The organism is Frigoribacterium sp. Leaf44 (assembly GCF_001421865.1).
Classification (GTDB): domain Bacteria; phylum Actinomycetota; class Actinomycetes; order Actinomycetales; family Microbacteriaceae; genus Frigoribacterium.
Genome location: NZ_LMLG01000006.1, coordinates 737,935 through 760,433, shown reverse-complemented (window position 1 = coordinate 760,433; position 22,499 = coordinate 737,935). Strand labels below are relative to the sequence as shown.

Below are 22,499 nucleotides of genomic sequence, written 5' to 3'. Positions count from 1 at the left end.
GGTGCCCGTTCGACGGGCACCGCGCCTCCTGTGTTCGGTCGGGCCGGCGCCGTCCGCGAGGATGGAGGCATGGCTTCAGTCGCGATCCTCGTCAACGGTCTGCCCGGATCGGGCAAGACCACCCTCTCGGCCACGCTCGCGGGGGTGCTCGGGTGCCCGCTGCTCGCGAAGGACCCGATCACGGAGGCGCTGGTCGACCTGGCGGGGCCCATGATCGCCCCCGAGGCCCTCGGCGTCATCGCGATGGACACCGTCTGGGCGATGGCGGGCGAGGTCGAGGCGGGCGTGGTGGTCGACGCGTCGTGGCAGCGGGAGCGCGACCTCGAGTCCGCCCGGGCCGGCGTCGAGCGCGCCGGGTCGCCGCGCACCGTCGAGGTGTGGTGCGACGTCGACCCCGAGGTGGCCCTGCAGCGCGTGGTCGACCGGCTCGCGGCCGGCGGCCGCCACCCGGCGCACGGCACCGTCGAATCGGCCCGTGCCGCCTGGCCGACCCGCGTGGCCGGTGCCGAGCCCCTCGGACTGTGGCCGGTCATCCGCGTCGACACGAGTGCGCCCGTCGACATGGACGACCTGGTCGTGGAGATCAGCGCCCGGTTCGTCTGACGACCGCCCCGAACCCTGTGGTGCCGGGGGTGCCGGACGCCGAAGCGCCCCACGCCCCCGAGAACGGGGCGCGGGGCGCGGGACCTTCGGGAGGCGCTATTTCTTGCCCTGGTTCGCGACCGCGGCGGCACCGGCGGCGGCGGCCTCGGGGTCGAGGTAGCGGGCCGGGCCGGTCGGCACGAAGTCGTCGTCGAGCTCGTAGACGAGCGGGATGCCCGTGGGGATGTTCAGCTCGGCGATCTCGTCGTCGCTGATGCCGTCGAGGTGCTTGACCAGCGCACGCAGCGAGTTGCCGTGGGCGACGACGAGGGTGACGTCGCCGGCGGCCAGGCTCTCGGTGATGTCGCTGTGCCAGTAGGGCAGCATGCGCTCGATGACGAGGGCGAGCGACTCGGTGCGCGGGGCGTCGATGCCGAGCTCGGCGTAGCGCTTGTCGTGCGCCTGCGAGAACTCGCTCTCGTCGTCGAGCGGGGGCGGCGGCACGTCGAACGAGCGACGCCAGGTCTGGAACTGCTCGGGGCCGTACTGCTCGAGCGTCTGCGCCTTGTCCTTGCCCTGGAGCGCCCCGTAGTGGCGCTCGTTGAGACGCCACGAGCGCTTCACGTCGATCCAGAGGCGGTCGGCCTCTTCGAGGGCGATGTCGGCGGTCTGGATCGCCCGGGTCAGGCGCGACGTGTAGAGGATGTCGGGCAGCAGGTCGGCCTCGCGCAGCAGCTCGCCGGCACGCTTGGCCTCTCGGCGCCCCTGCTCGGTGAGCCGCACGTCGACCCATCCGGTGAAGAGGTTCTTCGCGTTCCATTCGCTGTTGCCGTGACGCAGGAGGATGAGGGTCGAAGTCATGCCGCCAGCGTATCGCGACGGCCCGATGGCAGACTTGGCGCATGCCCATCGGTTCCGTCACGCGCGGCACGACCGGCACCAACCGCCTGCGTCGCGTCGATCGCTGGATCGCCGCGCACCCGTCGTTCCGGCGGGCGGACGACCCGCTCGTCGTGGACCTGGGGTACGGGGCGAACGCGACGACTCCCCTCGAACTGCACCAGCGCCTCCTGAAGGTGCGCGACGACGTCGAGGTCGTGGGCATCGAGATCGAGCCCGAGCGCGTCCGACTCGCCGGCCTGTCGGCGCGGCCCGGTGTGAGCTTCCGGCGGGGCGGCTTCGAGGTGCCGCTCGACGGCGACCGGCGGCCCGCGGTGATCCGCGCGTTCAACGTGCTGCGGCAGTACGACGAGTCGCAGGTCGCCGATGCCTGGGCGCTCATGACGGCTCGGCTGCAGCCCGGCGGCGTCCTCGTCGAGGGCACCTGCAACGAGGTGGGGCGCGTGGCGAGCTGGATCGACGTGACGCCCGCGGGGCCCACGACCTTCACGATCTCGCTGCGGCTCGCCGGGCTCGAGCTGCCCTCGATCGTGGCCGAACGGCTGCCCAAGGCGTTGATCCACCGCAACGTCCGGGGCGAGCGCGTCCACGACCTGCTCGTCGACCTCGACCGGCAGTGGGCGGTGGCGGCACCGCTCTCGGTCTACGGGCCGGTGCAGCGGTGGCTCGCGACGGTGCAGGGGCTGCGCGACGCGGGCTGGCCGGTGCAGGGCGGACGGTCGCGGTGGCGGCTCGGCGAGCTCTCGCTGACCTGGGCCGCGGTCGCGCCACGGGACTGACCCTGGGCGGGTCTCCTCAGACGCGGGCGAGCCGGGCGCGGGCCTCGTCGTGGTCCAGGCCCGTGGCCATGAGCAGGTCGACGAGCAGCGGGCGCAGCATCAGCACGACCATCGCCTCGGTCACGGGCGCTCCGGGCAGCACCGCCGTCGGGTCGAGCCGTCGGGCGACGGCCGACAGGGCCTCGCGGGCGACGGGACGCTGCTCGACGTCGTGCACCGACCGGCCGAGCACGGCGACCGCGCGCGAGGTCGACTCGAGCAGGTCGGCCAGGGCCGACCGGTCGACACCGTCGCCGAGTTGCGTGTCGAGCCGCCGTGCGACCACCCGCAGGTTGCGCACGGCGAGGTCGACGTAGCGCCGCACCGTCGCCTGCTGCCGCAGGTCGGGCAGCCGAGAGCGCAGGAACGGCGACAGCCGGGCGATGGACTCGGCCGACTCGAGGGTGGACGACCAGTCGTCGAGGACGGGCTGCGTCGACCGCAGCCGCTCGAGGGCGTCGTCGGCCCGTGGGGCGTCGTCGGTGCGGAGGGCGCCGACGAGCGCCGCGAAGGCCCGGTCGACCTCGTCGAACAGGCGCCGGGCGTCGTGGCGGGCCAGGCCGACGGGGTCGCGGGGCACGATCGCCGTGACGAGCAACGCCACCGCTCCGCCGACGGCGCCGTCGATGCTGCGGACGAACGCACCTCCGTCGGGGTCGGGCAGCAGCATGACGAGCATCGACTGGGTCGCGGCGGCCGCGGCGAAGGCGCTGCTCGGCGAGAAGAACCGGGCGACCAGCAGCGTCACGAACAACACGAGGGCGATCTGCCACAGCCCCTTGCCCACCACCATGAGCAGGACCTCGCTGAGCGCGATGCCGATCAGCACGCCGACGGCGTTCTCGAGCACCCGTCGCGGGCGGGCGTCGCGGGCCAGACCGAGCGACGAGATCGTGACGGTCACCGCCAGCAGGGGGATCGCGTGCCCCAGACCGTAGTGCGTGATCGCGTAGGCCCCGGCCACGGCGAGCACGATCTGGACGATCGCCGGGCCGGACGCGATCGTGCGCGCCGTCGCGTCGCGCACGCCGAAGGACGAGGAGGCGCGGTGCCAGCCGCGTCGCAGACCGCCGCCGCGCGTCGGCCCGGTCACGACCGGGCCCGGCTGCACTGCCTCACCGGGCCGTCAGCGGCGGACGGCGCCGAGGCGCGGCAAGCGGGGAACACCCGCGGCGGCACCGGCCGAAGCGGGTACGACGATCTCTTGAGCGGCCGCGATCATCAGGCCGTCGACGACGACGGCGAGCGGGGCGGACTCGTCGGTGCCGCGCTTGACGAGCGCGAGGGCGACCGGGCCGAGCTCGTGGTGCAGGGCGACGCTCGTGACGTGACCGACCGACCTGGGTGCGGTCGCCTCGGCAACGGGCTCTGCGCCTCCTGCGGTGTCGGACTCGTCGGTGACGCTGCCCACGACCGGGGCCAGCACGACCTCGGCACCGCGCTCGGGCAGCACCCCGTCGCTGCCGTCCAGGTGGAGCATGACGAGCCGACGTGGCGGGTGGCCGATGTTGTGCACCTTGGCGACGGTCTCTTGGCCGCGGTAGCACCCCTTGGTGAGGTGCACCGCGCTGCGCATCCAGTCGAGTTCGTGCGGGATGGTGCGCTCGTCGACCTCGGTCGAGAGGCGGGGACGCCAGGCCTCGATGCGCAGGGCCTCGAGGGCGAGGGTGCCCGCCACGGCGAGCCGCTCGGCCGGGAGGGCCGCGAGCGCGTCGAGGTCGGATCGTCGGACCAGGCTCTCGCGGTAGGTCCAGTCGTGACCGGGGTGACGGTCGGGGTCGGCGTAGCTGTGGCCGCCGACGGCCACCTCGTGCCAGGGATCGACCCAGACGAGCGCCGTGTCGTGCGACGTCAGGACCGGGACGAGCGGGACGGTGCCGTCGCCGTCGCGGTCGTCGTCGAGCAGGTCGTGCATCGAGCCGATCGTCGCGACGTCGCCCGTGCGGTCGGCGACCTCGACACGCAGCATGAAGCGCATGCGGTCGAGCCAGGTGCCGAGGGGCGCGACCTCGGAGCGGTCGACGAGCAGCCAGGCGGTCTCGCCGTCGTCGAGGACGCGGGCGGCGTGCTCGAGGCGACCGTTGGCGTCGAGCAACAGGGTCTCGGTCGAGACTCCCGGCGCGAGACCGACGAGGGCCTGGCTCGTCAGCGAGTTGAGCCAGCTGAGCCGGTCGGGCCCCGTCACGGTCAGCACGCCGCGGTCGGACAGGTCGACGACCGCCGCCCCCCGGGCGAGCAGGCGCTGTTCGCCGAGCGGGTTGCCGTAGTGCGCCGCCACGCCCGAACCGTCGTCGACGAAGCCGTCGCGCGACGAGAAGGGCGAGACCACGGGGCCCGTGGTCTCGGGGGTCGAGCCGTCGGCGTCAGTCAACGCGTGCCAGCTGCCCGGACGCGTGAGAACGCAGCTCTTGGCCGAGGGCCGCGATGTCCCACGCCCAGAAGAGCTTGCCTTCGACGAGGCCGTACATGCGGGTGGCGGCCGAGTACTCTTTCGCGTTGCTCGACCGGACGACGGCATCGGTGGCGAGGTCGATCCGCGGCCCCTTGACCCGACCGAGGTAGAGCTCGTTGACGCCGGTCGGATGGGCGATCTGCACCTCGAGGCCGAAGCCGTCGTCGGGCGTCCGGAGGATCTCGACCGCCCGGGCCGACGTGAAGGGCTGGACGCCGACACCGGGCAGCATGCCGGGGCCGCGGTCACCCGGCTCGGCCGGGCGTTCGAGCCGCCAGTAGCCGGTCTCGCTCGTCAGAGGCGTGTGCTCGTCGTCGAGCAGCCAGGTGAACGAGCTGTAGTTCAGGAAGGGCAGGCCGTCGTGGCTGAAGCTGATGCGCTGCCCGAACTCGTGGGTTCGCCGTTCGGTGCCCGGTTCGGAGTCGGGGTCGCCCTCGCCGATCTTGTAGTCGACGACGCCGGTGCCCTGCCAGACGCCGATCAACCACGAGAGGGGGACGAGCTCGGACGGCAGGTCGGTGGGGATGTCGATCATGGAGCGGTCAGCGCTGACCCTTGAACAACTTGAGCAGGACGACGACCGAGACGAAGCCGATGGCGAGGGTGGCGAGGCCGAGGAGCCCGATGTAGAACACCTCGAGTGCGAGCAGGGAATCCATGACGTCGAGCCTACCCGGCGACCACCGACGTGCCCAGTCCTTCGGGGCGACCGTTCAGACGATCCGAGCGGTGGGCGGTCAGACGAGCGCGAAGACGCCCGTCACGACGGCCAGGATCACCAGGCTGCCGCAGGTGCTGAGCATCGTGCGCGAGACCAGGCCGTCCTTCTGGCTCGTGGCGAGCTGCAGCACGAAGGTGAGCACGATGGCCCCGCCGAGGGCGAGGACGACGTGGTCCCAGTACTCGGAGGCGGGCGAGCGCAGGCCGATCAGCACGGCCACGACGAGCGTGGCGACCCAGACCGGGACGACCGTGATCGGCTTGAGCCGTGCCGTCGTCGCGTCGACGTCTCGTTCGCCTGCCTGCACCGTTCGTCCCTCGTTCGTGTCCGCCGTTCTGCCGACCTGCCCTAGCATCGGATGGTCGGAGTGGCGGGGTCTCATGTTTTAGACTGCTCGACAGTACATTCACTGGAGGTCGTGTGGCGCAGCTCTTGGTACTGACCTCTGCGGGCGGCCCCGACGTCCTGCCGTCGCTCGCCTTGCTCAGCCACCGTACCCGGCAGATCCCGGCCGAACCCGCGCAACTGGTGAACGCGCCCTCGAGCGACCTGATCTTCGTCGACGCCCGCGCCGACCTCGCCAGCGCCAAGTCGCTGTGCAAGATCCTCCGCACCACGGGCGTCACGGTGCCGCTCGTCCTGGTGCTCACCGAGGGCGGGCTGACCGCCGTCAACAGCGAGTGGGGCGTCGACGACGTCATCCTCGAGACCGCCGGTCCCGCCGAGATCGACGCCCGCATCCGCCTGGTCACGGGTCGCCTCGCGCAGTCGCAGAACGGCTCGAAGATCCACGCCTCGGGTGTCGTCATCGACGAGGCCAGCTACTCGGCGAAGGTGCACGGCCGCCCCCTCGACCTCACCTTCAAAGAGTTCGAGCTGCTCCGCTTCTTCGCCACGCATCCGTCCCGCGTCTTCACCCGCGAGCAGCTGCTCAGCGAGGTCTGGGGCTACGACTACTTCGGCGGCACGCGCACGGTCGACGTGCACGTCCGGCGCCTCCGGGCCAAGCTCGGCGACCTCGAGTCGCTGATCGGCACCGTGCGCAACGTGGGTTACCGGTTCAACGTCTACGACGACGACGCCCAGGCGGTCGTCTCGTGAGCACGGTGGCGTCGTGACGGGCGCGGCCGACGCGACCCGCGCCTCCTTCGTGCCCGCTCTCGCCCGCGCGGCCATCGAGGCCGACGGCAGCCCGCCGTTCTCCGACCAGACGCTGGTCGACGTCCGGTCGGGCGCGGCGACCGTGGTCGGCGATGCGCACGCCGCGGCGGTGCTGCGCGACGGCGAGGCCGAACTGGTCGTGCATCCCGACGACCGCCGACAGGGACGCGGCGCCGAGCTGCTGCAGCGACTCGTCGACGAGACCGAGGGTCCGCTGCTGCTCTGGGCCCACGGCGACCACCCGGGCTCGCGCGTGCTCGCCGCGCGCTTCGGCCTCGCCGAGACGCGTCGCTTGGTGCAACAGCGTGCCGACATCCCCGCCGGGCCCCCCGCGCCCCGCCTGCGTGACGGCGACCGGGTCGCCTCGTTCCGACCGGGCGTCGACGACCAGGCCTGGCTCGACCTCAACGCCCGGGCGTTCGCCGACCACCCCGAGCAGGGCTCGCTGGTCCAGGCCGACCTCGACGCGCGGAAGGCCGAGCCGTGGTTCGACGCGGGCGACTTCGTCCTGCTCTGGCGCGGCGACGAACTGCTCGCCTTCTGCTGGCTGAAGCTCGACGAGAATCAGCCCGGGGAGTTCTACGCGGTCGGCGTCTCGCCCGACCACCAGGGCGAAGGCCTCGGAGGCGCGGTGGTCGACGCCGGGTTCGCCCGCCTCGCCGAGCGCGGGGCCGGCACCGCGGGACTGTACGTCGAGGGCGACAACACCGCTGCCCTCCGGCTCTACGCGGCTCGCGGGTTCACGGACCACGCGGTCGACGTGCAGTACACGCTCACGCGCTGAACGCTCCCGGCAGGCGTGCCGTTCTCGATCGGGGGGTGCGCGTCGATCCGGTCCACCGATATGCTGCGGTTCGGATGACAGCGATCGAGGGGGCATCATGACCGATCAAACCAGACCGAGCGGCGACGACCAGGGGCACGACGGGCCGCCGCCCGAGGGGCAGCACCCCGAAGGGCAGCAGCCTCAGGGGCAGCACCCCGAGGGGCAGGGGCACGAACCGACCACAGCGCCCGCCGCGTTCCCCTACCAGGACCTGCCGTACGGACGACAGCCCGACGGTCAGGCGCCGCAGCCGACCGGCCACGGACACCAGCTCTACGGTTCCGCGCCGCGGCCGACCGACCACGAGCAGCAGCAGGGTGCGTACGGACAGCCCCAGGGTGCGTACGGACAGCCCCAGGGCGCTTACGAGCAGCCACAGGGCGCGTACGGGCAGCCGTACGGCGTCGCCGGCCACGCGCAGGAGGCACCCGGGCAGGATGCCTACGGCCAGCCGACCCAGCAGTTCGCGTACGCGCAGGCTCCCACTCCCCCGGCACCGAGGACGCCCGAGCAGGCCGCACGGCGTCGGCGACTGCTGATCGGCCTCATCGGCGGAGCAGCCCTGCTGCTCGTGTTGGTCGTGGCGGGTGCCGTGACGTTCGCCACGATGAGCGCCTCCCACCGGCCCGAGGCCACCGTCCGCGATTACCTGGGCGCGGTCCAAGCCGGCGAGGTCGAACGCGCCCTGGCCCTGGACGGCACCGAGGTCGCCGACGGCGACGTCCTGCTGACCGACGACGCGTACGCCGCAGCCGACGACCAGGTCGACGGGTTCCAGCTGGGCGCCGTCTCGACCGACGGAGACGACGCGCAGGTCGAGGCCGTCGTGCACCGTGCCGACGGGTCGACCCATGCGCAGGACTTCACGCTCGTCCGCGACGGGCGCGATCTGCTGTTCTTCGACCGCTGGGCGCTCCAGCCGGTCGACCTCGGCACGGTCTCGGTGCAGGTCGCCGGCCCGGCGTCGGCCGAGATCGCCGTCGACGGAACGCCCGTCACCCGGGGGTCCGACGGCTCGGTGAGCCTCAAGGCCTTCCCCGGCAGCTACGAGGTCGCCCTCGCCGCCGAGAACGAGTCGTACTCCGCCACCGCCGCGACGGCCGTGGTCGAGGGTGCCGTCGTCACCGCCCAGCCGACCCTGCTCACGACCACCCTCACGCCGGCGGGAACCACGGCGGCGACCGCGGCCGTCGACGCCTGGGTCGCGGGCTGCATCGCCTCGACCGATCTGCGTCCGGAGGGCTGCAGCTTCGGCCTGTACGACACGGAGTCGGGCCGGTACACGCTGTCCGGGCAGAAATGGACGCTCGAGTCGGCGCCGCAGTTCACCGTCGGCGACTGGCAGGACGGCGGTTGGGCGGTCAGCACGACGACCCCGGGCTCGGCCTCCTTCACCGCCCAGGGGGTCGACGCCGCGGGCAACAGCGGCGTGTACGGGTCGCTCGCACCGGTGCCGGTGCGGGTGGGCGGCCTGATCAGCGACGTGACCGCCGACGGCGCCACGTTCACCTCGAGCGTCGCCACGCCGCTCACCTGACGCGAGGGGTACAACCGGGGTACGCGAACGGCTCGGCGAGGCCTACTCCAGGGGGCCGGGCGAAGCTGCCATCGCGCTCCCAGCACCGAGGAGTGGATTGAGGCACCGCGCACGGTACGCATCCCATCGTCAGGAGAACACCATGAACCCCGTCAAGTTCCTTTCCGATCTCGGTCTCCAGAGCAAGCACGCCTACTGGGGAGGCTTCGCCTCCATCGTGATCGCCCTCGTGGCCTGGATCGCCTCACAGGGGAAGGACTCGTCCGACAAGGCGCAGTCCGACCGCTGGGGCATCTTCATCGGCCACTGGGCGCCGACCTTCTTCGCCCTGGGCATCGCGCTGAAGAACGAAGAGAAGTAGGCACGCCACCACCAGTACGATGACGCCCCCGCCGAACCGGCGGGGGCGTCGTCGTCCGCGGGGTGCGGCGGCGGTCGGCCGAGGGCACCTCAGAGCAGGGCCGGCGCACCGCCCAGGGCGAACGGTGACAGCAGGCCGGTGATCTCCTTGAGCGGCGGTCGCGCGTACTCGCCGCGCTTGCCGGTGACGAGCCCCAGACGCACGAGGGACTCGGCGAACACCGTCGCGGCGGCGACCCCGTCGACGACGGGGGCGCCGATCTCGTCCGAGATCGACCGACAGAGGTCGGTCATCCCGGCACAGCCGAGCAGGACCGCGTCGGCCCCCGACGCCAGGACCTCGTGACACTCGTCGACGATCAGGGCTCGCGCGTCCGACGAGGGGTCGTCGAGTCCCAGCACCGACACCTCGCACGCGCGGACCTCGACGCAGCGGTCGGCGAAGCCGTACCGCTGCACCAGCTCGCGGGACCGCCCGACGGTGCGCCCGAGCGTGGTCACGATGCCGAAGCCGCGCCCGACCATCGAGGCCGCGTGCATGCCGGCCTCGGCGATGCCCAGCACGGGGCCGGTCGCCAGCTCGCGGGCGGCGTCCAACCCCGGGTCGCCGAAGCAGGCGAGCACGTGGGCGTCGACTCCGTCGCGTTCTCCGTCGCGGACCAACTCGAGGACACCGGGTACCGCCAGCGCCTCCTCGTAGTGGCTCTCGATCGACGCGGGACCCATCGACGGGCCGAGCGCCTCGACGCGGGTGCCCGGCCCGACGACGGCGGCCGCGGTGCGGCCGATCGCGGCGGTCATGGCCTGTGTCGTGTTGGGGTTGATCAGGCGGAGCCTCATGCGGTCCGGCCCTCGGTCGGTCGGGCGACGGTCCCGTCGTCGACCGTGGGGTCGTCGGCGTCGAGTCGGGGCATGCGGGGCCGACGCTTCTCGAGGGCCCAGAACAGCACGAGACCGAGGCCGCAGCCGACGAACCAGCTGTAGTTGCCGATCCAGGTGAGCGAGGGGCCACCGGCATCCACGACCCAGCCGGGCACGAGTGCCGACGCGACCGAGACGGCGCCCGCGAGCACGAGGGTCCAGACGGCGTTGGGGTTGAACCCGCCGCGGTACCAGTAGCGACCCGAGGGCGACATCGTGAACATGTCCTCGACGGCGACGCGCTGACGGGCGACGAGGTAGTAGCCGGCGATCAACATGCCGAACAGGGGCCCGATCAGCGCCCCCAGCACGCCGAGCGTGTACTGGATCGCCTCGGCGTTGCCGTACCAGTTCCAGGGGGTGAGCAGCACGGAACCGACGGCGGCGATCATGCCGCCGAGGCGCCAGCTGATCTTCCGCGGCGCGACGTTCGAGAAGTCGAAGGCCGGGGCGATGAAGTTGGCGACGATGTTGATGCCGACGGTCGCGGTGACGAAGGTGAGACCGCCGAGCAGGACCACGAAGGGCGTGCCGATGGCGTCCACGGTCTCGATCGGGTCGGTGATGAGTCGACCGAACACCGGCACCGTCGCCGAGGCGCACAGCACGGTGAGGATCGAGAAGAAGAGGAAGTTCACCGGCAGCCCGAGGAAGTTGCCTCGCTTCACCGCCGCGAAGCTCTTGCCGTACCGGGAGAAATCACCGAAGTTCAGGACGGGCCCCGAGAAGTAGCTGACGACGATGGCGACGGCCGACGCCATGACCGGCAACGACGCGGCGAACGACAGGGGCTCGCCCACCGAGAGGTCGAGGTCGATCGCGCTCCAGCCCGCCTGCGAGACGAGGTAGACCGCGAGGGCGATCATCAGCACGTAGACGGCGGGACCGGCGAAGTCGATGAACCGACGGATGGTCTCCATGCCGCGCCAGAACAGGGCCGCCTGGGCGAACCACAGGATGCCGTACGAGATCCACCCCAGGGCGCTGAGGCCGAGGAAGGACGGCTCGAGCAGTGCGGCCGTCGACGGGACGAACTTGAGGAAGACGATGTTGAGCGATTCCGCGGCCAGGTAGGTCTGCACGCCGTACCAGGCCGTCGCGATGAGGCCCCGGATGATCGCCGGGACGTTCGCCCCGAGCACGCCGAAGACGGCGCGGTTGATGACCGGGTAGGGAACGCCCGTGCGCTGGCTGGGCTTGGCGACGAGGTTCGCGAAGACGTTGACGATCACGATGCCGACCACGAGCGACACGAGCACCTGCCAGCTCGCGATGCCGAGGGCGAAGAGGCTGCCGGCGGTCACGTAGCCGCCGACCGAGTGCACGTCCGACATCCAGAAGGCGAAGATGTTGTAGCTCGACCAGGTCTGTCTCTTCAGCGGTGCGAGGTCGTCGTTCGTCAGCCGGGGGTCCCGGGCACCCACGATCCGAGCGGCCGCGACGGACGTGAGCGGGGCGGGTGGACCGGCGGCTCCGACGGCGGGCGGGGCCGGGTCGGCCGGGGGTCGGGCGATGTCTGTGGTCACGGCGTGCCTCCAGGCGGCGTTGTAGTCTGACGATCGGCGGGACGGGTCGACCGTGAATCTATGGCTTCACGGATTCGGCCTCATGTCGGCCGTGTTACGTGTTCGTGACAGCGGTTGCTTCACGAAAGCGCGCCAGCCCGACCACCCGTCCCCGCACCAGGAGGGTCATGCCCGACGACCCCGACGCGTCCCCGTCGGCGATCGGCGATCTCGACGCCGCCGCCCTCGGCGCCCGCCTGCGCCACCTCCGCGCGGCGGCGGGTCTCTCGCTCAGCGCCCTCGCCCGGGCCCTCGACATCTCACCCAGTGCCGTGTCGCAGATCGAGCGCGGCGTCCGACGCCCCTCGGTCAGCCGGCTGATCGCCATCGTCCAGGTGCTCGGGGTGCCGCTCGCCGACGTCTTCGACGACCGGGCCGAGCCCGCCACCCGTCGCACGGCCCCGTCCGACCGCGGCGACGCCGCCACGGGCGGCTACGTCCTGGCCCGAGGAGGCGCGGCGCAGCCGGTCGTGCTCCGCGGCGGAGTGGTCTTCCGCCGCCTCTCGCCCGCCCATCTCTCGGGCGTCGACTTCTTCGAGTCGACCTACCCGCCGGGAGCCCTCGCCACCGAGGTCGCCGCCCTCGTCACCCACGAGGGCTACGAGGTCGGCACGGTCACCTCGGGAGAGCTGACCATCGACTTCCCCGACGAGACCGTCACGATGCGGGCCGGCGACTCGATCACCTTCCCGTGCGACCTGCCGCACCGGTTGAGCAACGGCGGCGGGGTCGACGCGGTCGCCACGTGGCTGATCGTGCACTGAACCGGCGCGACCGGGCCCGCCCGCGCCTCCTCCCCCGGCCGTCGGGTGTCCACACGTCATCTCGCGTTTACCCGGGACGACGCTGAGAGGCGGTCGGGGGTGGCACGATGGTGCGATGGACAGCAGCGAACCCCGCGTCGACGGCGCCGGCGTCACCCCCGACTTCCTCGACGACTTCGACGAGATCGTCAGCTTCGAGGACGGCACCCTGCCCGCCGAGCGCTACCTCGACCGCGAGCTGAGCTGGCTGGCGTTCAACCAGCGCGTGCTCGAGCTCGCAGAGGACCCGACGACGCCGCTGCTCGAACGGGCCAACTTCCTGGCGATCTTCGCGAGCAACCTCGACGAGTTCTTCATGGTGCGCGTCGCCGGCCTGAAGCGCCGCATCGCGACGGGCCTCGCCGTGCCGACCAACGTGGGGCGCGGGCCGAACGAGGTGTTGGCCGACATCAACAAGAAGGCCCACGAGCTGCAAGAGCGCCATGCCCGGGCGTTCCTCGACCTGGTCAAGCCCGACCTCGACGACGCAGGCATCCACATCGAGAACTGGTCCGACCTCGAAGAGGCCGACCGGGTGCGCATGCGCGAGATCTTCGCCGAGCAGATCTTCCCGGTGCTCATGCCGCTCGCGGTCGACCCGGCCCACCCCTTCCCCTACATCTCGGGGCTGTCGCTGAACCTGTCCATCCGCGTCCGCAACCCCAAGACGATGCGACAGGAGTTCGCCCGCCTCAAGGTGCCGCAGATGCTGCCGCGCTTCGTGCAGCTGCCCGACAACGACAGCGGCCGCGTGCGGTTCATCCCCCTCGAGGACCTCATCGCCAACCACCTGCAAGACCTCTTCCCCGGCATGGAGGTCGTCGAGCACCACGTGTTCCGCGTCACCCGCAACGAGGACGTCGAGGTCGACGAGGACGAGTCCGAGAACCTCATCCAGGCCCTCGAGCGCGAGCTGCTGCGCCGCCGGTTCGGTCCGCCGATCCGCCTCGAGATCACCGACGACATGGACCCGGTCACCCTCGAGCTGCTCGTCCGCGAACTCGACGTGACCGACCAAGAGGTCTACAAGCTGCCGGCCCCGCTCGACCTGGCCGGCCTGTTCGAGATCACCAAGATGCCGCGGGCCGACCTCAAGTACCCCAAGCACCTGCCGACCACGGCGGTCCAGCTGCAGCAGACCGAGCCGAACATGAAGCCCGACATGTTCGCCAGCATCGCGCGTCAGGACATCCTCGTGCACCACCCGTACGAGTCGTTCGCGACCAGCGTGCAGGCGTTCCTCGAACAGGCCGCGGCCGACCCCAACGTGCTCGCCATCAAGCAGACGCTCTATCGCACGAGCGGTGACAGCCCGATCATCGAGGCCCTCATCGACGCCGCCGAGGCGGGCAAGCAGGTGCTCGCGCTCGTCGAGGTCAAGGCGCGGTTCGACGAACAGAACAACATCACCTGGGCCCGCAAGCTCGAGAAGGCCGGCGTGCACGTCGTCTACGGCCTCGTCGGGCTCAAGACCCACTGCAAGCTCGCCCTGGTCATCCGCCAGGAGAAGGGCACGCTCAAGCACTACACGCACATCGGCACGGGCAACTACAACCCGAAGACCAGCCGCATCTACGAAGACATGGGTCTGTTCACCGCCGACGACCAGGTCGGCAAAGACCTGACGCGCCTCTTCAACGAGCTGTCGGGCTACGCGATCGAGAAGAAGTTCAAGCGACTGCTCGTGGCGCCTCGTTACCTCCGTCGCGGTCTGCTCAAACAGATCCAGAACGAGATCGAGAACGCGCAGGCCGGGCGCCCCGCGGGCATCCGCATCAAGATCAACTCGATCGTCGACGAGCAGATCATCGACGCGCTCTACAAGGCGAGCCAGGCCGGGGTCCCCGTCGACGTCTGGGTGCGCGGCATCTGCACGATCAAGCCGGGTGAGCCGGGGCTCAGCGACAACATCCGGGTTCGGTCGATCCTCGGGCGGTACCTCGAGCACAGCCGTCTGTTCTGGTTCGCCGCCGACGGCGACCCGCAGGTCTTCATCGGAAGCGCCGACATGATGCACCGCAACCTCGACCGTCGCGTCGAGGCCCTGGTGCGCCTGACGCAGGCCGACCACCTCACCGAGGTCGCCGACCTGTTCGAGCAGGCCATGTCGGACGAGACCGCCTCCTGGTGGCTCGAGTCCGACGGCACCTGGACCCGCCACGCACGTGACGCCGAGGGCCGGTCGCTGACCGATCTGCAGAACGCCCAGATGAAGGCGATCACGCAGCGGAAGCGCTCCAAGCGATGACCATCACCTCGACGACCGTCGTCGCCGCGGGCGCCGTCTGCTGGCGGCTGGTCGAGGGCAAGGTCCGGGTGCTTCTGATCCACCGCGACCACCACGGCGACGTCTCGCTGCCCAAGGGCAAGGTCGACCCGGGCGAGGCGACGCCCCAGACGGCCGTTCGGGAGATCCGCGAAGAAACCGGTTACCGCGTCACGCTGGGCGCCCCGCTCGGCACGGCCGAGTACCTGCTGCCCGGCGGTCGCGACAAGGTCGTGCACTACTGGTCCGCCGAGGTGACCGACGAGTCCGTGGCCGAAGCCGGGACGTTCACGCCGAACCACGAGGTCGCCGCCATCGAGTGGGTCGGCATCGACAAGGCGAAGGCGATGCTGACCTACGCCCGCGACGCCGACGTGCTCCAGCGCTTCGCCGACCGGGTGACGACGGGCAGGGCTCGCACCTTCCCGATCGTGGCCCTCCGTCACGCGAAGACCACCTCGCCGTCCGACTGGCACGGCTCGGACGCCACACGCCCGCTGCTGCCCCAGGGCCGCCGCCAGGCGAAGTCGGTCGCACCGGTCATCGCGGCCTGGGCCCCGACGCGCATCGTCAGCAGCACGGCGGCGCGGTGCCTGGCCACGCTCGAGCCCCTGTCCGAGCTGACCCGGGTCGGCGTCCGACAGACCGACGCGATCAGCCAGGACGCCTTCGAACAGGGCACGGACGACGTCGCCGGGGTGGTCAAGAAGCGACTGAAGAAGAAGGTCGCGGCCGTCATCTGCAGCCACGGCCCCGTGCTGCCCGAGGTCATCCGGCAGATCTCGCTGGGGACCAAGGGGGGCGACCGCATCGACCTGCGCCGTGCCTCGTCGCTCGGCACGGCCGAGTTCACCGTGCTGCACGTCTCGGTCGACGACACGGCGCTCGTCGCGATCGAGACGCACGGCCCGGCCGCCTGACCCGCGCCTCCTCGGCTCCCCGACGTCATCGAGACGGTCGGCCCCCGCCTGCGACGGGCGGGGGCCGACCTCTGTCGGGACGCGCTTGTCCCGGCCGATGTTCCCCCCTCGTTCACCTTCCGTTCACCGGGGCAGGCGACCGTGGTTAACCCGTCGCCGTAGCGTCTCGCACGGGTCGGCACCTGGCCCACAGCACCCAGCCATCACATCCCGAAAAGGACCCCCCTGTGAACTTCAAGCGCACCGGCAGCATCGTCGCGATCGCCGCGGTCGGAACCATGCTCCTCGCGTCCTGCGCCAGCAACGAAGGCGGCGCCACGCCTTCGGGCGGCGCATCGTCCAGCGACGTCTCCGGCTCCATCAAGGGCGTCGGCGCCTCGTCGCAGCAGGCCGCCCAGGAGGCCTGGGTCGCTGCCTTCCAGACCGCCAACCCCGACGCCAACATCGGCTACGAGCCCTCCGGCTCGGGCAGCGGCCGCGAGAGCTTCATCTCGGGTGCCGCGGACTTCGCCGGTTCCGACCGCGCGTTCAAGACCGACGAGATCTCGTCGAGCACCTTTGCCGGCTGCACGCCCGACACCGGCATCGTCGAGCTGCCCGCCTACGTCTCGCCCATCGCGGTCGTCTTCAACCTCGACGGCGTCGACGAGCTCAACCTGACGCCCGCCACGCTCGCCGGCATCTTCAGCGGCAAGATCACCACCTGGGACGCCTCCGAGATCAAGGCCGACAACCCCGACGCCGACCTGCCCAGCACGGGCATCACCGCCGTCCACCGTTCGGACGACTCGGGCACCACCGAGAACTTCACCGACTACCTGCACGAAACCGCGGGCGACACCTGGACCGAAGAGGCCGACGGCACCTGGCCGACCGCGTTCGGCGGCGAGGGCGCCTCGGGCACCACCGGCGTGATCGACGCCGTCACCAACGGCACCGGCACCATCGGCTACGCCGACGCCTCGCGCGCCGGTGACCTCGGAACCGTCAAGGTCAAGGTCGGCGACGACTTCGTCGGCTACTCGGCCGAGGCCGCTGCCGCCATCGTCGACGAGTCGCCCGAAGAAGAAGGCCGCACCGAGGGCGACATCGCCATCGCGCTCGACCGGACCTCGACCGCATCCGGCGTGTACCCGATCGTCCTGGTCAGCTACCTCGTCGCCTGCGAGTCGTACGAGGACGCCGCCAAGGGCGAGCTCGTGAAGGCGTACCTCTCGTACGTCACCAGCGAAGAAGGCCAGAAGGCCGCGGCCGACGCCGCCGGTTCGGCCCCGATCTCGAGCACCCTCTCGGGTCAGGTCGCCGACGCCATCGCGCTGATCAAGTAACACGGCACCACCTCGGGGGCCCGGGAACGCACCGCGTGCGTTCCCGGGCCGTCGGCCTGACAGGCACCACCAGCACCAGCACCAGCACCGCCAGCACACCCGCACCCGTTCGCCCCCGATCCCCACCCGAGCCTCCGGAGGACCCCGTCCGATGACCGCCCCCGCCACGACCTCGGCCCCCGCCGTCGTCCCGAAGCCCAAGCGACGTCCCGCCGACCGGATCTTCTCGGGCAGCACCGTCGTCGCGGGTGGTCTCATCCTCGCGATCCTGGCCGCCGTCGCACTCTTCCTCGTCGTGCAGAGCATCCCGGCACTCACCGCCGCCCCGGGCGAGGTCTCGCTCTCGGGCTACCCCGGCACCTTCTGGGAGTACGTCGGCCCCTTGGCCTTCGGCACCGTCTACGCCGCCGCGCTGGCCCTTCTGATGGCCCTGCCGGTCGCCATCGGCATCGCGCTCTTCATCTCGCACTACGCTCCCCGCAAGCTCGCCCAGGGCCTCGGCTACGTCATCGACCTGCTGGCCGCGGTGCCCTCGGTCGTCTTCGGCCTGTGGGGCAGCATCGTGCTCGCCCCGGCGATCCAGCCGTTCTACGACTGGCTCGTGAACACCTTCGGCTGGTTCCCGCTCTTCGCCGGCCCCGTCTCGGGCACCGGGCGCACGTTGCTGACCGCCTCGATCGTGCTCGCCGTGATGATCCTCCCGATCATCACCGCCCTCAGCCGCGAGGTCTTCCTGCAGACGCCCGTGCTGCACGAGGAGGCCGCCCTGGCCCTCGGCGCCACCCGGTGGGAGATGATCCAGATCGCCGTGCTCCCCTTCGGCCGGCCCGGCATCATCTCGTCGGCCATGCTGGGGCTCGGACGCGCGCTCGGCGAGACCATGGCCGTCGCCTTGGTGCTGTCACCCGCCCTCGTGATCAACCCCGCGATCCTCACGTCGACGAACTCGTCGACGATCGCGGCCAACATCGCCCTGCGGTTCCCCGAGGCGCACGACATCGGCATCAACACCCTGATCGCGACCGGCCTCGTGCTGTTCGTCATCACCCTGATCGTGAACTCGATCGCCCGCTACGTCATCAACCGCCGCAAGGCCTTCTCGGGAGCGAACTGATGGCCACCACCACCGCCGGCGTGCGCCGGTCCACCCGCACGGTCAACGCCCTCACGACAGGGCGCCTTCCCAAGACCGCGCCGCTGGTCATCCTGCTCGGCAGCTGGGTCGTCATGGGCGTCGTCTTCGCCCTCCTGAACGCCGCCGGCGTCACCGAGACCTTCAACTGGGTCGGCGCGATCGTCCTCGGGACCGTGCTCTACGCCGCGCTCGTGTTCGTCGTCGCGATGCAGGTCGAGGGCATCCGCCGGGCGAAGGACCGCGTCGTCACCACCCTTGTGAGCGCCGCCTTCATCATCGCGCTCGTGCCGCTGGTGTCGTTGCTCATCACCGTCGTGACGTCCGGGACGAACCGGTTCGACGCCGACTTCTTCTCGATGTCGATGCGCAACATCGTCGGCGCCGGCGGCGGCGGGCTGCACGCCGTCATGGGCACCCTGCTGATCACCGCCCTCGCCGCGGTGATCTCCGTGCCGATCGGGCTGCTCACGGCCATCTACCTCGTCGAGTACGGCCAGGGCCGCCTGGCTCGCTCCATCACGTTCTTCGTCGACGTCATGACGGGCATCCCGTCGATCGTCGCCGGCCTGTTCGCCTACGCCTTGTTCGTCATCTTCTTCGGTGCGGGCGTCCGCATGGGCGCGGCCGGTTCGGTCGCCCTGGCCGTGCTGATGATCCCGGTCGTCGTGCGCAGCACCGAAGAGATGCTCAAGCTGGTGCCGAACGAGCTGCGCGAGGCGTCGTACGCCCTCGGCGTGCCGAAGTGGCTGACCATCCTGAAGGTGGTCATCCCCACGTCGGTGGCCGGCATCACGACGGGCGTCATGCTCGCCATCGCCCGCGTCGTCGGTGAAACGGCTCCGCTGCTGATCACCGCCGGGTTCACGGCGAACATGAACTACAACCTGTTCGGCGGAGCCATGCAGTCGCTTCCGGTCTTCGCCTACAGCTCGTACGTCAGCCAGGGCACCGACGCCGCCGCGTTCATCGACAGAGCCTGGACCTCGGCCCTCACCCTCATCCTCCTGGTGATGGCGTTGAACCTGCTGGCCCGCGTGATCGCCCGCGTCTTCGCCCCCAAGCTCGGCCGCTGACCCGGCCGCCCCGACCCACACCCCGTCCCGGCTCCCGCCCGGCTCCCACCCCGAAGGAATCACCGTGTCCAAGCGCATCGAGGTCAACGACCTCAACGTCTACTACAGCAAGTTCAAGGCTGTCGAAGACGTCAACATCACCATCGAGCCCCGCACGGTCACCGCGTTCATCGGCCCGTCCGGCTGTGGCAAGTCGACCTTCCTGCGCACGCTCAACCGCATGCACGAGGTCATCCCCGGTGCCTACGTCGAGGGCGAGGTGCTGATCGACGGCAACGACCTCTACAGCCCCGGCGTCGACCCCGTCCTGGTCCGTCGTCAGGTCGGCATGGTGTTCCAGCGCCCCAACCCGTTCCCGACGATGAGCATCCGCGACAACGTCCTCGCGGGCGTCAAGCTCAACAACCGTCGCATGTCGAAGAGCGACCAGGACGGCCTCGTCGAGTCGTCACTGCAGGGTGCGAACCTCTGGAACGAGGTCAAGGACCGCCTCGACAAGCCCGGCTCCGGCCTCTCGGGTGGTCAGCAGCAGCGCCTCTGCATCGCACGGGCCATCGCGGTCTCCCCCGACGTCGTGCTGATGGACGAGCCCTGCTCGGCCCTCGACCCGATCTCGACGCTCGCCATCGAGGACCTCATCGAGGAACTCAAGCAGCAGTACACGATCGTCATCGTGACCCACAACATGCAGCAGGCCAGCCGAGTCAGCGACAAGACCGCGTTCTTCAACATCGCGGGCACCGGCAAGCCCGGCAAGCTGATCGAGTACGACGACACCGCGAAGATGTTCTCGAACCCGAGCGTGCAGGCCACGGAAGACTACGTGTCGGGACGCTTCGGCTGATCCGACACCGCGCCTCCTCGGGGTGAGGCGCATCTGCACGTCGCGTGTCCGCGAGGTGCACACGAGAAGAGGCGGTCCACCGGGTGGTGGACCGCCTCTTCTCGTGGCTGCCGGACCAGGCGTGCCGGGTCAGGCGTGCCGGGTCAGGCGTGCCGGGTCAGGCGCTGGGGATGGCGACGACCGGGTCGCTGGTCGGCGACGACGATCCACCCGCGGGCTCGACCGTGATGCCGACCGTGTCGCCTGCGTTCATCTCGCCCTTGAGCACGTGGGTGGCCGGGGCGTTCGACGAGGCGTCGAAGGTACCAGCGGGCACGGCACCGTCGTCGTTGATGTACCAGAGCTCGTAGGTCTGGTCGCCGGGCAGCGAGGTCATCCCGTCGACGACGACGGCCGAGCGACCGAGTTCGTTCGACCAGATGAGCGTCGCCTTGCCACCGGTGCTGACGTCGGCCACCGAGCGCTGGAAGTCGCTCGCGGCGTAGATCTCGTCGATGCCGGAGGCCTGCTGCTCTTGCTGCTGGCCGGACTGACCGAGGCCCTCGACGAGGGCTCCACCGCCGAAGAAGAGCGCGGCAGCCGCGGCGGCCGCACCGAGGACGGCGACGGGACGCGTGAACCAGCGACGGTGCGCGGCCCCGGTCGGCGTGAGGACGCGGGCGCCCTCGGACTCGCTCGGCTCCATCTCGGGGGCCGGGGCACGCTCGACGCGACGTTCGTGGTCGTCGTCACCCGCGCCTCCTGCGGTCGTGGCGATGTCGTGGTCTGCCGTGGGGCTCGTCGCGGTCGTCGGGGTGAGCGGAGCCCGCTGCGGCGTCGACGCGATGAGGTCGAGCACGCTGGCGCGGAGCCCCGCCGACGGGGTGACGGGCCGGGCCGCGTGGGCGAGCAGCAATGCGGTCTCTCTCAATTCGGCCACCTCCGTCCTGGTGTCGTCGTGCTGGTCTGATGTGTCGTCGAGGAGTGCCTCGAACGCGTGTCGTTCGTCGTCGCTCAGTGCGTTGAGCACGTAGGCGCCGGACAGGTGGTCGGTGTCGGTTCTCGTGGTGCCCGCGTCGTCCGCGTGGCGGCCGTGCGTGGGCTCGTCGTGGTCGGTCACGAAGCCACCCCCATCTCGTCGCGCAGACGGATCATGCCGTCGCGCAGTCTGGTCTTGACCGTGCCGATCGGCACGTCCAACAATTTCGCGACCTCGCTGTGGCTGAGGCCGCCGTAGTAGGCGAGCTTCACCGCCTGCCGTTGCAGTTCGGTGAGGCGCCCGAGGGCCCGCTCGACCCGCTCGTGCTCGATGCGGATCTCGACGGACTCGGTGACCGAGTCGTAGTCGGTCTCGAGGTCGCGCACACCGATCTTGAGGTCGCGGTCGCGCCCTGCCTGGGAGGCGCGGATGCGGTCGACGGCGCGGCGGTGCGCCATCGTGAGCATCCAGCTGGCGGCGCTGCCCCGGGCGGAGTCGAAGCGCGTGGCGTTCTGCCAGATCTCGAGGAAGACCTCTTGGGTCACCTCTTCGGACTGGGCATGGTCTTTCAGGAGGCGCTTGATCAGACCCAGCACACGGGGTGCCGTCTGGTCGTACAGCTCGGCGAAAGCGGCCTGGTTACCCTGCGCGACCCGCGGCAACAACATGTCGGGGGTCGACGGAGCGGGCCCGCTCTCGGGTGTCTCTGTCTCTCGGGTCACGAGTTCGAGCATGTCAGGGTTCACCTCCGGTCGCACTGTTCGTCGGTTCGTGGGTCACGATCCGGGGCGGATCGTGATGTGGGGCTGGTGGTGCTTCGTGGTGCGGTGTTCGTGGTGCTTCGTGGTGCCGTGTTCGTGGTGCCGTGTTCTTGGTGCGGACGGGACCCCCTGCGATGCGGCCGTCTGGGATGGCGTTCAGGCCCGGTGCATCGCAGGGAGACCAGCCCGCCGACGCCCGAAGCTTAGGGAGGACGGGTGTCGGCGGGGGATCGTGGATCCCTCACGTCAATGGTTCGGTACGGGGAGCCAGGCGGATTGGGCGAACATCCGGACGCGCTCGTGTCGCTCGGTCGGCACTCCGGGCCGAATCCGACCCACAGCGGACCGGAAGGCGTGCCGAACCCGACCGACAGGCCCCGACGCGCCGCTCATTTTTCTTCTGCAGCTGCCGGACGCTGTCCAGTTGTCGCGAGTTGCACACTGACGCGGGGACGAGGAGGCGCGGGCACGTCACGAGGAGGGTAACGGTCGATCGTCGCACCGGGTCTCGACCCAGATCTCGTCTCGGGAGGAAGAGGTGCCGGACCGCAGAAACGCCTCTCGGCGC

Annotated in this window: 22 protein-coding genes; 13 read left to right on the top strand and 9 right to left on the bottom strand. The window is 70.7% G+C overall.

All coding sequences use genetic code 11. The annotated features are described in order from the left end of the window. Window positions 1-69 precede the first annotated feature (69 nt). The gene (locus ASE87_RS12100) at window positions 70-603 is read left to right on the top strand and encodes an AAA family ATPase (protein ID WP_137846747.1); all 534 of its coding nucleotides are present in this window, start codon (window positions 70-72) and stop codon (window positions 601-603) included. Window positions 604-699: 96 nt separating this feature from the next. Here the strand turns inward: ASE87_RS12100 and ASE87_RS12095 are convergent, their stop codons facing one another. Continuing rightward, on the bottom strand, window positions 700-1,443 hold the full coding sequence (locus ASE87_RS12095; RefSeq protein WP_056228788.1) for a phosphoglyceromutase: 744 nt from the start codon (window positions 1,441-1,443) through the stop codon (window positions 700-702). A 41-nt stretch (window positions 1,444-1,484) separates the two neighbouring features. On the opposite strand from ASE87_RS12095, the gene ASE87_RS12090 reads away from it, so the two are divergent. After that, window positions 1,485-2,261 (top strand): hypothetical protein, encoded by a 777-nt coding sequence (locus ASE87_RS12090; RefSeq protein WP_056228785.1) that lies wholly within the window; start codon window positions 1,485-1,487, stop codon window positions 2,259-2,261. Window positions 2,262-2,277: 16 nt separating this feature from the next. Here the strand turns inward: ASE87_RS12090 and ASE87_RS12085 are convergent, their stop codons facing one another. The 4 genes from ASE87_RS12085 to ASE87_RS12070 all read right to left on the bottom strand — a co-directional run bounded on the left by ASE87_RS12085 (window position 2,278) and on the right by ASE87_RS12070 (window position 5,780). Further along, the gene (locus ASE87_RS12085; RefSeq protein ID WP_162235881.1) at window positions 2,278-3,393 is read right to left on the bottom strand and encodes an aromatic acid exporter family protein; all 1,116 of its coding nucleotides are present in this window, start codon (window positions 3,391-3,393) and stop codon (window positions 2,278-2,280) included. Window positions 3,394-3,426: 33 nt separating this feature from the next. Next, window positions 3,427-4,629, bottom strand: a complete 1,203-nt coding sequence (locus tag ASE87_RS12080; protein ID WP_056228777.1) for a folate-binding protein YgfZ — start codon at window positions 4,627-4,629, stop codon at window positions 3,427-3,429. A 34-nt stretch (window positions 4,630-4,663) separates the two neighbouring features. After that, entirely contained in the window at window positions 4,664-5,287 is a 624-nt protein-coding gene (locus tag ASE87_RS12075) for an FABP family protein (protein WP_043597230.1), read from the bottom strand. Window positions 5,288-5,489: 202 nt separating this feature from the next. Beyond that, window positions 5,490-5,780: a hypothetical protein gene (locus ASE87_RS12070; RefSeq protein WP_056228774.1), complete on the bottom strand. Its 291-nt coding sequence runs from the start codon at window positions 5,778-5,780 to the stop codon at window positions 5,490-5,492. A 113-nt stretch (window positions 5,781-5,893) separates the two neighbouring features. Here ASE87_RS12070 and ASE87_RS12065 point away from each other — a divergent pair, with 113 nt between their 5' ends. The 4 genes from ASE87_RS12065 (at window position 5,894) to ASE87_RS12050 (ending at window position 9,358) form a co-directional block, all read left to right on the top strand. After that, entirely contained in the window at window positions 5,894-6,574 is a 681-nt protein-coding gene (locus tag ASE87_RS12065) for a winged helix-turn-helix domain-containing protein (protein WP_043597237.1), read from the top strand. A gap of 13 nt (window positions 6,575-6,587) precedes the next feature. Continuing rightward, on the top strand, window positions 6,588-7,418 hold the full coding sequence (mshD, locus tag ASE87_RS12060; RefSeq protein ID WP_056228772.1) for a mycothiol synthase: 831 nt from the start codon (window positions 6,588-6,590) through the stop codon (window positions 7,416-7,418). Window positions 7,419-7,515: 97 nt separating this feature from the next. Then, a complete protein-coding gene (locus ASE87_RS12055; RefSeq protein WP_056228770.1) occupies window positions 7,516-8,997 on the top strand; it encodes a hypothetical protein in 1,482 nt (493 codons plus the stop codon). A 142-nt stretch (window positions 8,998-9,139) separates the two neighbouring features. Next, on the top strand, window positions 9,140-9,358 hold the full coding sequence (locus tag ASE87_RS12050; protein ID WP_043597243.1) for a hypothetical protein: 219 nt from the start codon (window positions 9,140-9,142) through the stop codon (window positions 9,356-9,358). An 89-nt stretch (window positions 9,359-9,447) separates the two neighbouring features. Here the strand turns inward: ASE87_RS12050 and ASE87_RS12045 are convergent, their stop codons facing one another. Together ASE87_RS12045 and ASE87_RS12040 are read right to left on the bottom strand one after the other, a co-directional pair. Continuing rightward, on the bottom strand, window positions 9,448-10,197 hold the full coding sequence (locus tag ASE87_RS12045; protein ID WP_043597246.1) for an aspartate/glutamate racemase family protein: 750 nt from the start codon (window positions 10,195-10,197) through the stop codon (window positions 9,448-9,450). After that, window positions 10,194-11,804 carry an NCS1 family nucleobase:cation symporter-1 gene (locus ASE87_RS12040; RefSeq protein ID WP_082452584.1) on the bottom strand — a complete coding sequence of 537 codons (1,611 nt, stop codon included), beginning with the start codon at window positions 11,802-11,804 and terminating at the stop codon, window positions 10,194-10,196. The genes ASE87_RS12045 and ASE87_RS12040 overlap by 4 nt, the downstream gene beginning before the upstream one ends. Before the next feature lie 167 nt (window positions 11,805-11,971). Here ASE87_RS12040 and ASE87_RS12035 point away from each other — a divergent pair, with 167 nt between their 5' ends. The 7 genes from ASE87_RS12035 (at window position 11,972) to pstB (ending at window position 20,212) form a co-directional block, all read left to right on the top strand. Continuing rightward, entirely contained in the window at window positions 11,972-12,607 is a 636-nt protein-coding gene (locus tag ASE87_RS12035) for a helix-turn-helix domain-containing protein (RefSeq protein ID WP_056228768.1), read from the top strand. A gap of 115 nt (window positions 12,608-12,722) precedes the next feature. After that, window positions 12,723-14,894: an RNA degradosome polyphosphate kinase gene (locus tag ASE87_RS12030; RefSeq protein WP_056228765.1), complete on the top strand. Its 2,172-nt coding sequence runs from the start codon at window positions 12,723-12,725 to the stop codon at window positions 14,892-14,894. Beyond that, on the top strand, window positions 14,891-15,832 hold the full coding sequence (locus ASE87_RS12025) for an NUDIX hydrolase (protein WP_056228762.1): 942 nt from the start codon (window positions 14,891-14,893) through the stop codon (window positions 15,830-15,832). The genes ASE87_RS12030 and ASE87_RS12025 overlap by 4 nt, the downstream gene beginning before the upstream one ends. A gap of 227 nt (window positions 15,833-16,059) precedes the next feature. Further along, a complete protein-coding gene (locus ASE87_RS12020) occupies window positions 16,060-17,160 on the top strand; it encodes a phosphate ABC transporter substrate-binding protein PstS (protein ID WP_369814009.1) in 1,101 nt (366 codons plus the stop codon). A 151-nt stretch (window positions 17,161-17,311) separates the two neighbouring features. Further along, on the top strand, window positions 17,312-18,274 hold the full coding sequence (gene pstC, locus ASE87_RS12015) for a phosphate ABC transporter permease subunit PstC (protein WP_056228760.1): 963 nt from the start codon (window positions 17,312-17,314) through the stop codon (window positions 18,272-18,274). After that, window positions 18,274-19,368, top strand: a complete 1,095-nt coding sequence (gene pstA, locus ASE87_RS12010; RefSeq protein ID WP_056228757.1) for a phosphate ABC transporter permease PstA — start codon at window positions 18,274-18,276, stop codon at window positions 19,366-19,368. Before pstC ends, pstA begins: the two co-directional genes overlap by 1 nt. A gap of 64 nt (window positions 19,369-19,432) precedes the next feature. Beyond that, window positions 19,433-20,212: a phosphate ABC transporter ATP-binding protein PstB gene (pstB, locus tag ASE87_RS12005; protein WP_043597259.1), complete on the top strand. Its 780-nt coding sequence runs from the start codon at window positions 19,433-19,435 to the stop codon at window positions 20,210-20,212. Between the two features lie 157 nt (window positions 20,213-20,369). Here the strand turns inward: pstB and ASE87_RS12000 are convergent, their stop codons facing one another. Both ASE87_RS12000 and ASE87_RS11995 read right to left on the bottom strand, forming a co-directional pair. After that, window positions 20,370-21,311, bottom strand: coding sequence for an anti-sigma factor domain-containing protein (locus tag ASE87_RS12000; RefSeq protein ID WP_056228754.1), 942 nt, complete (start codon window positions 21,309-21,311; stop codon window positions 20,370-20,372). Next, window positions 21,308-21,904 (bottom strand): sigma-70 family RNA polymerase sigma factor, encoded by a 597-nt coding sequence (locus ASE87_RS11995; RefSeq protein WP_056228751.1) that lies wholly within the window; start codon window positions 21,902-21,904, stop codon window positions 21,308-21,310. The genes ASE87_RS12000 and ASE87_RS11995 overlap by 4 nt, the downstream gene beginning before the upstream one ends. Window positions 21,905-22,499: the final 595 nt, after the last annotated feature.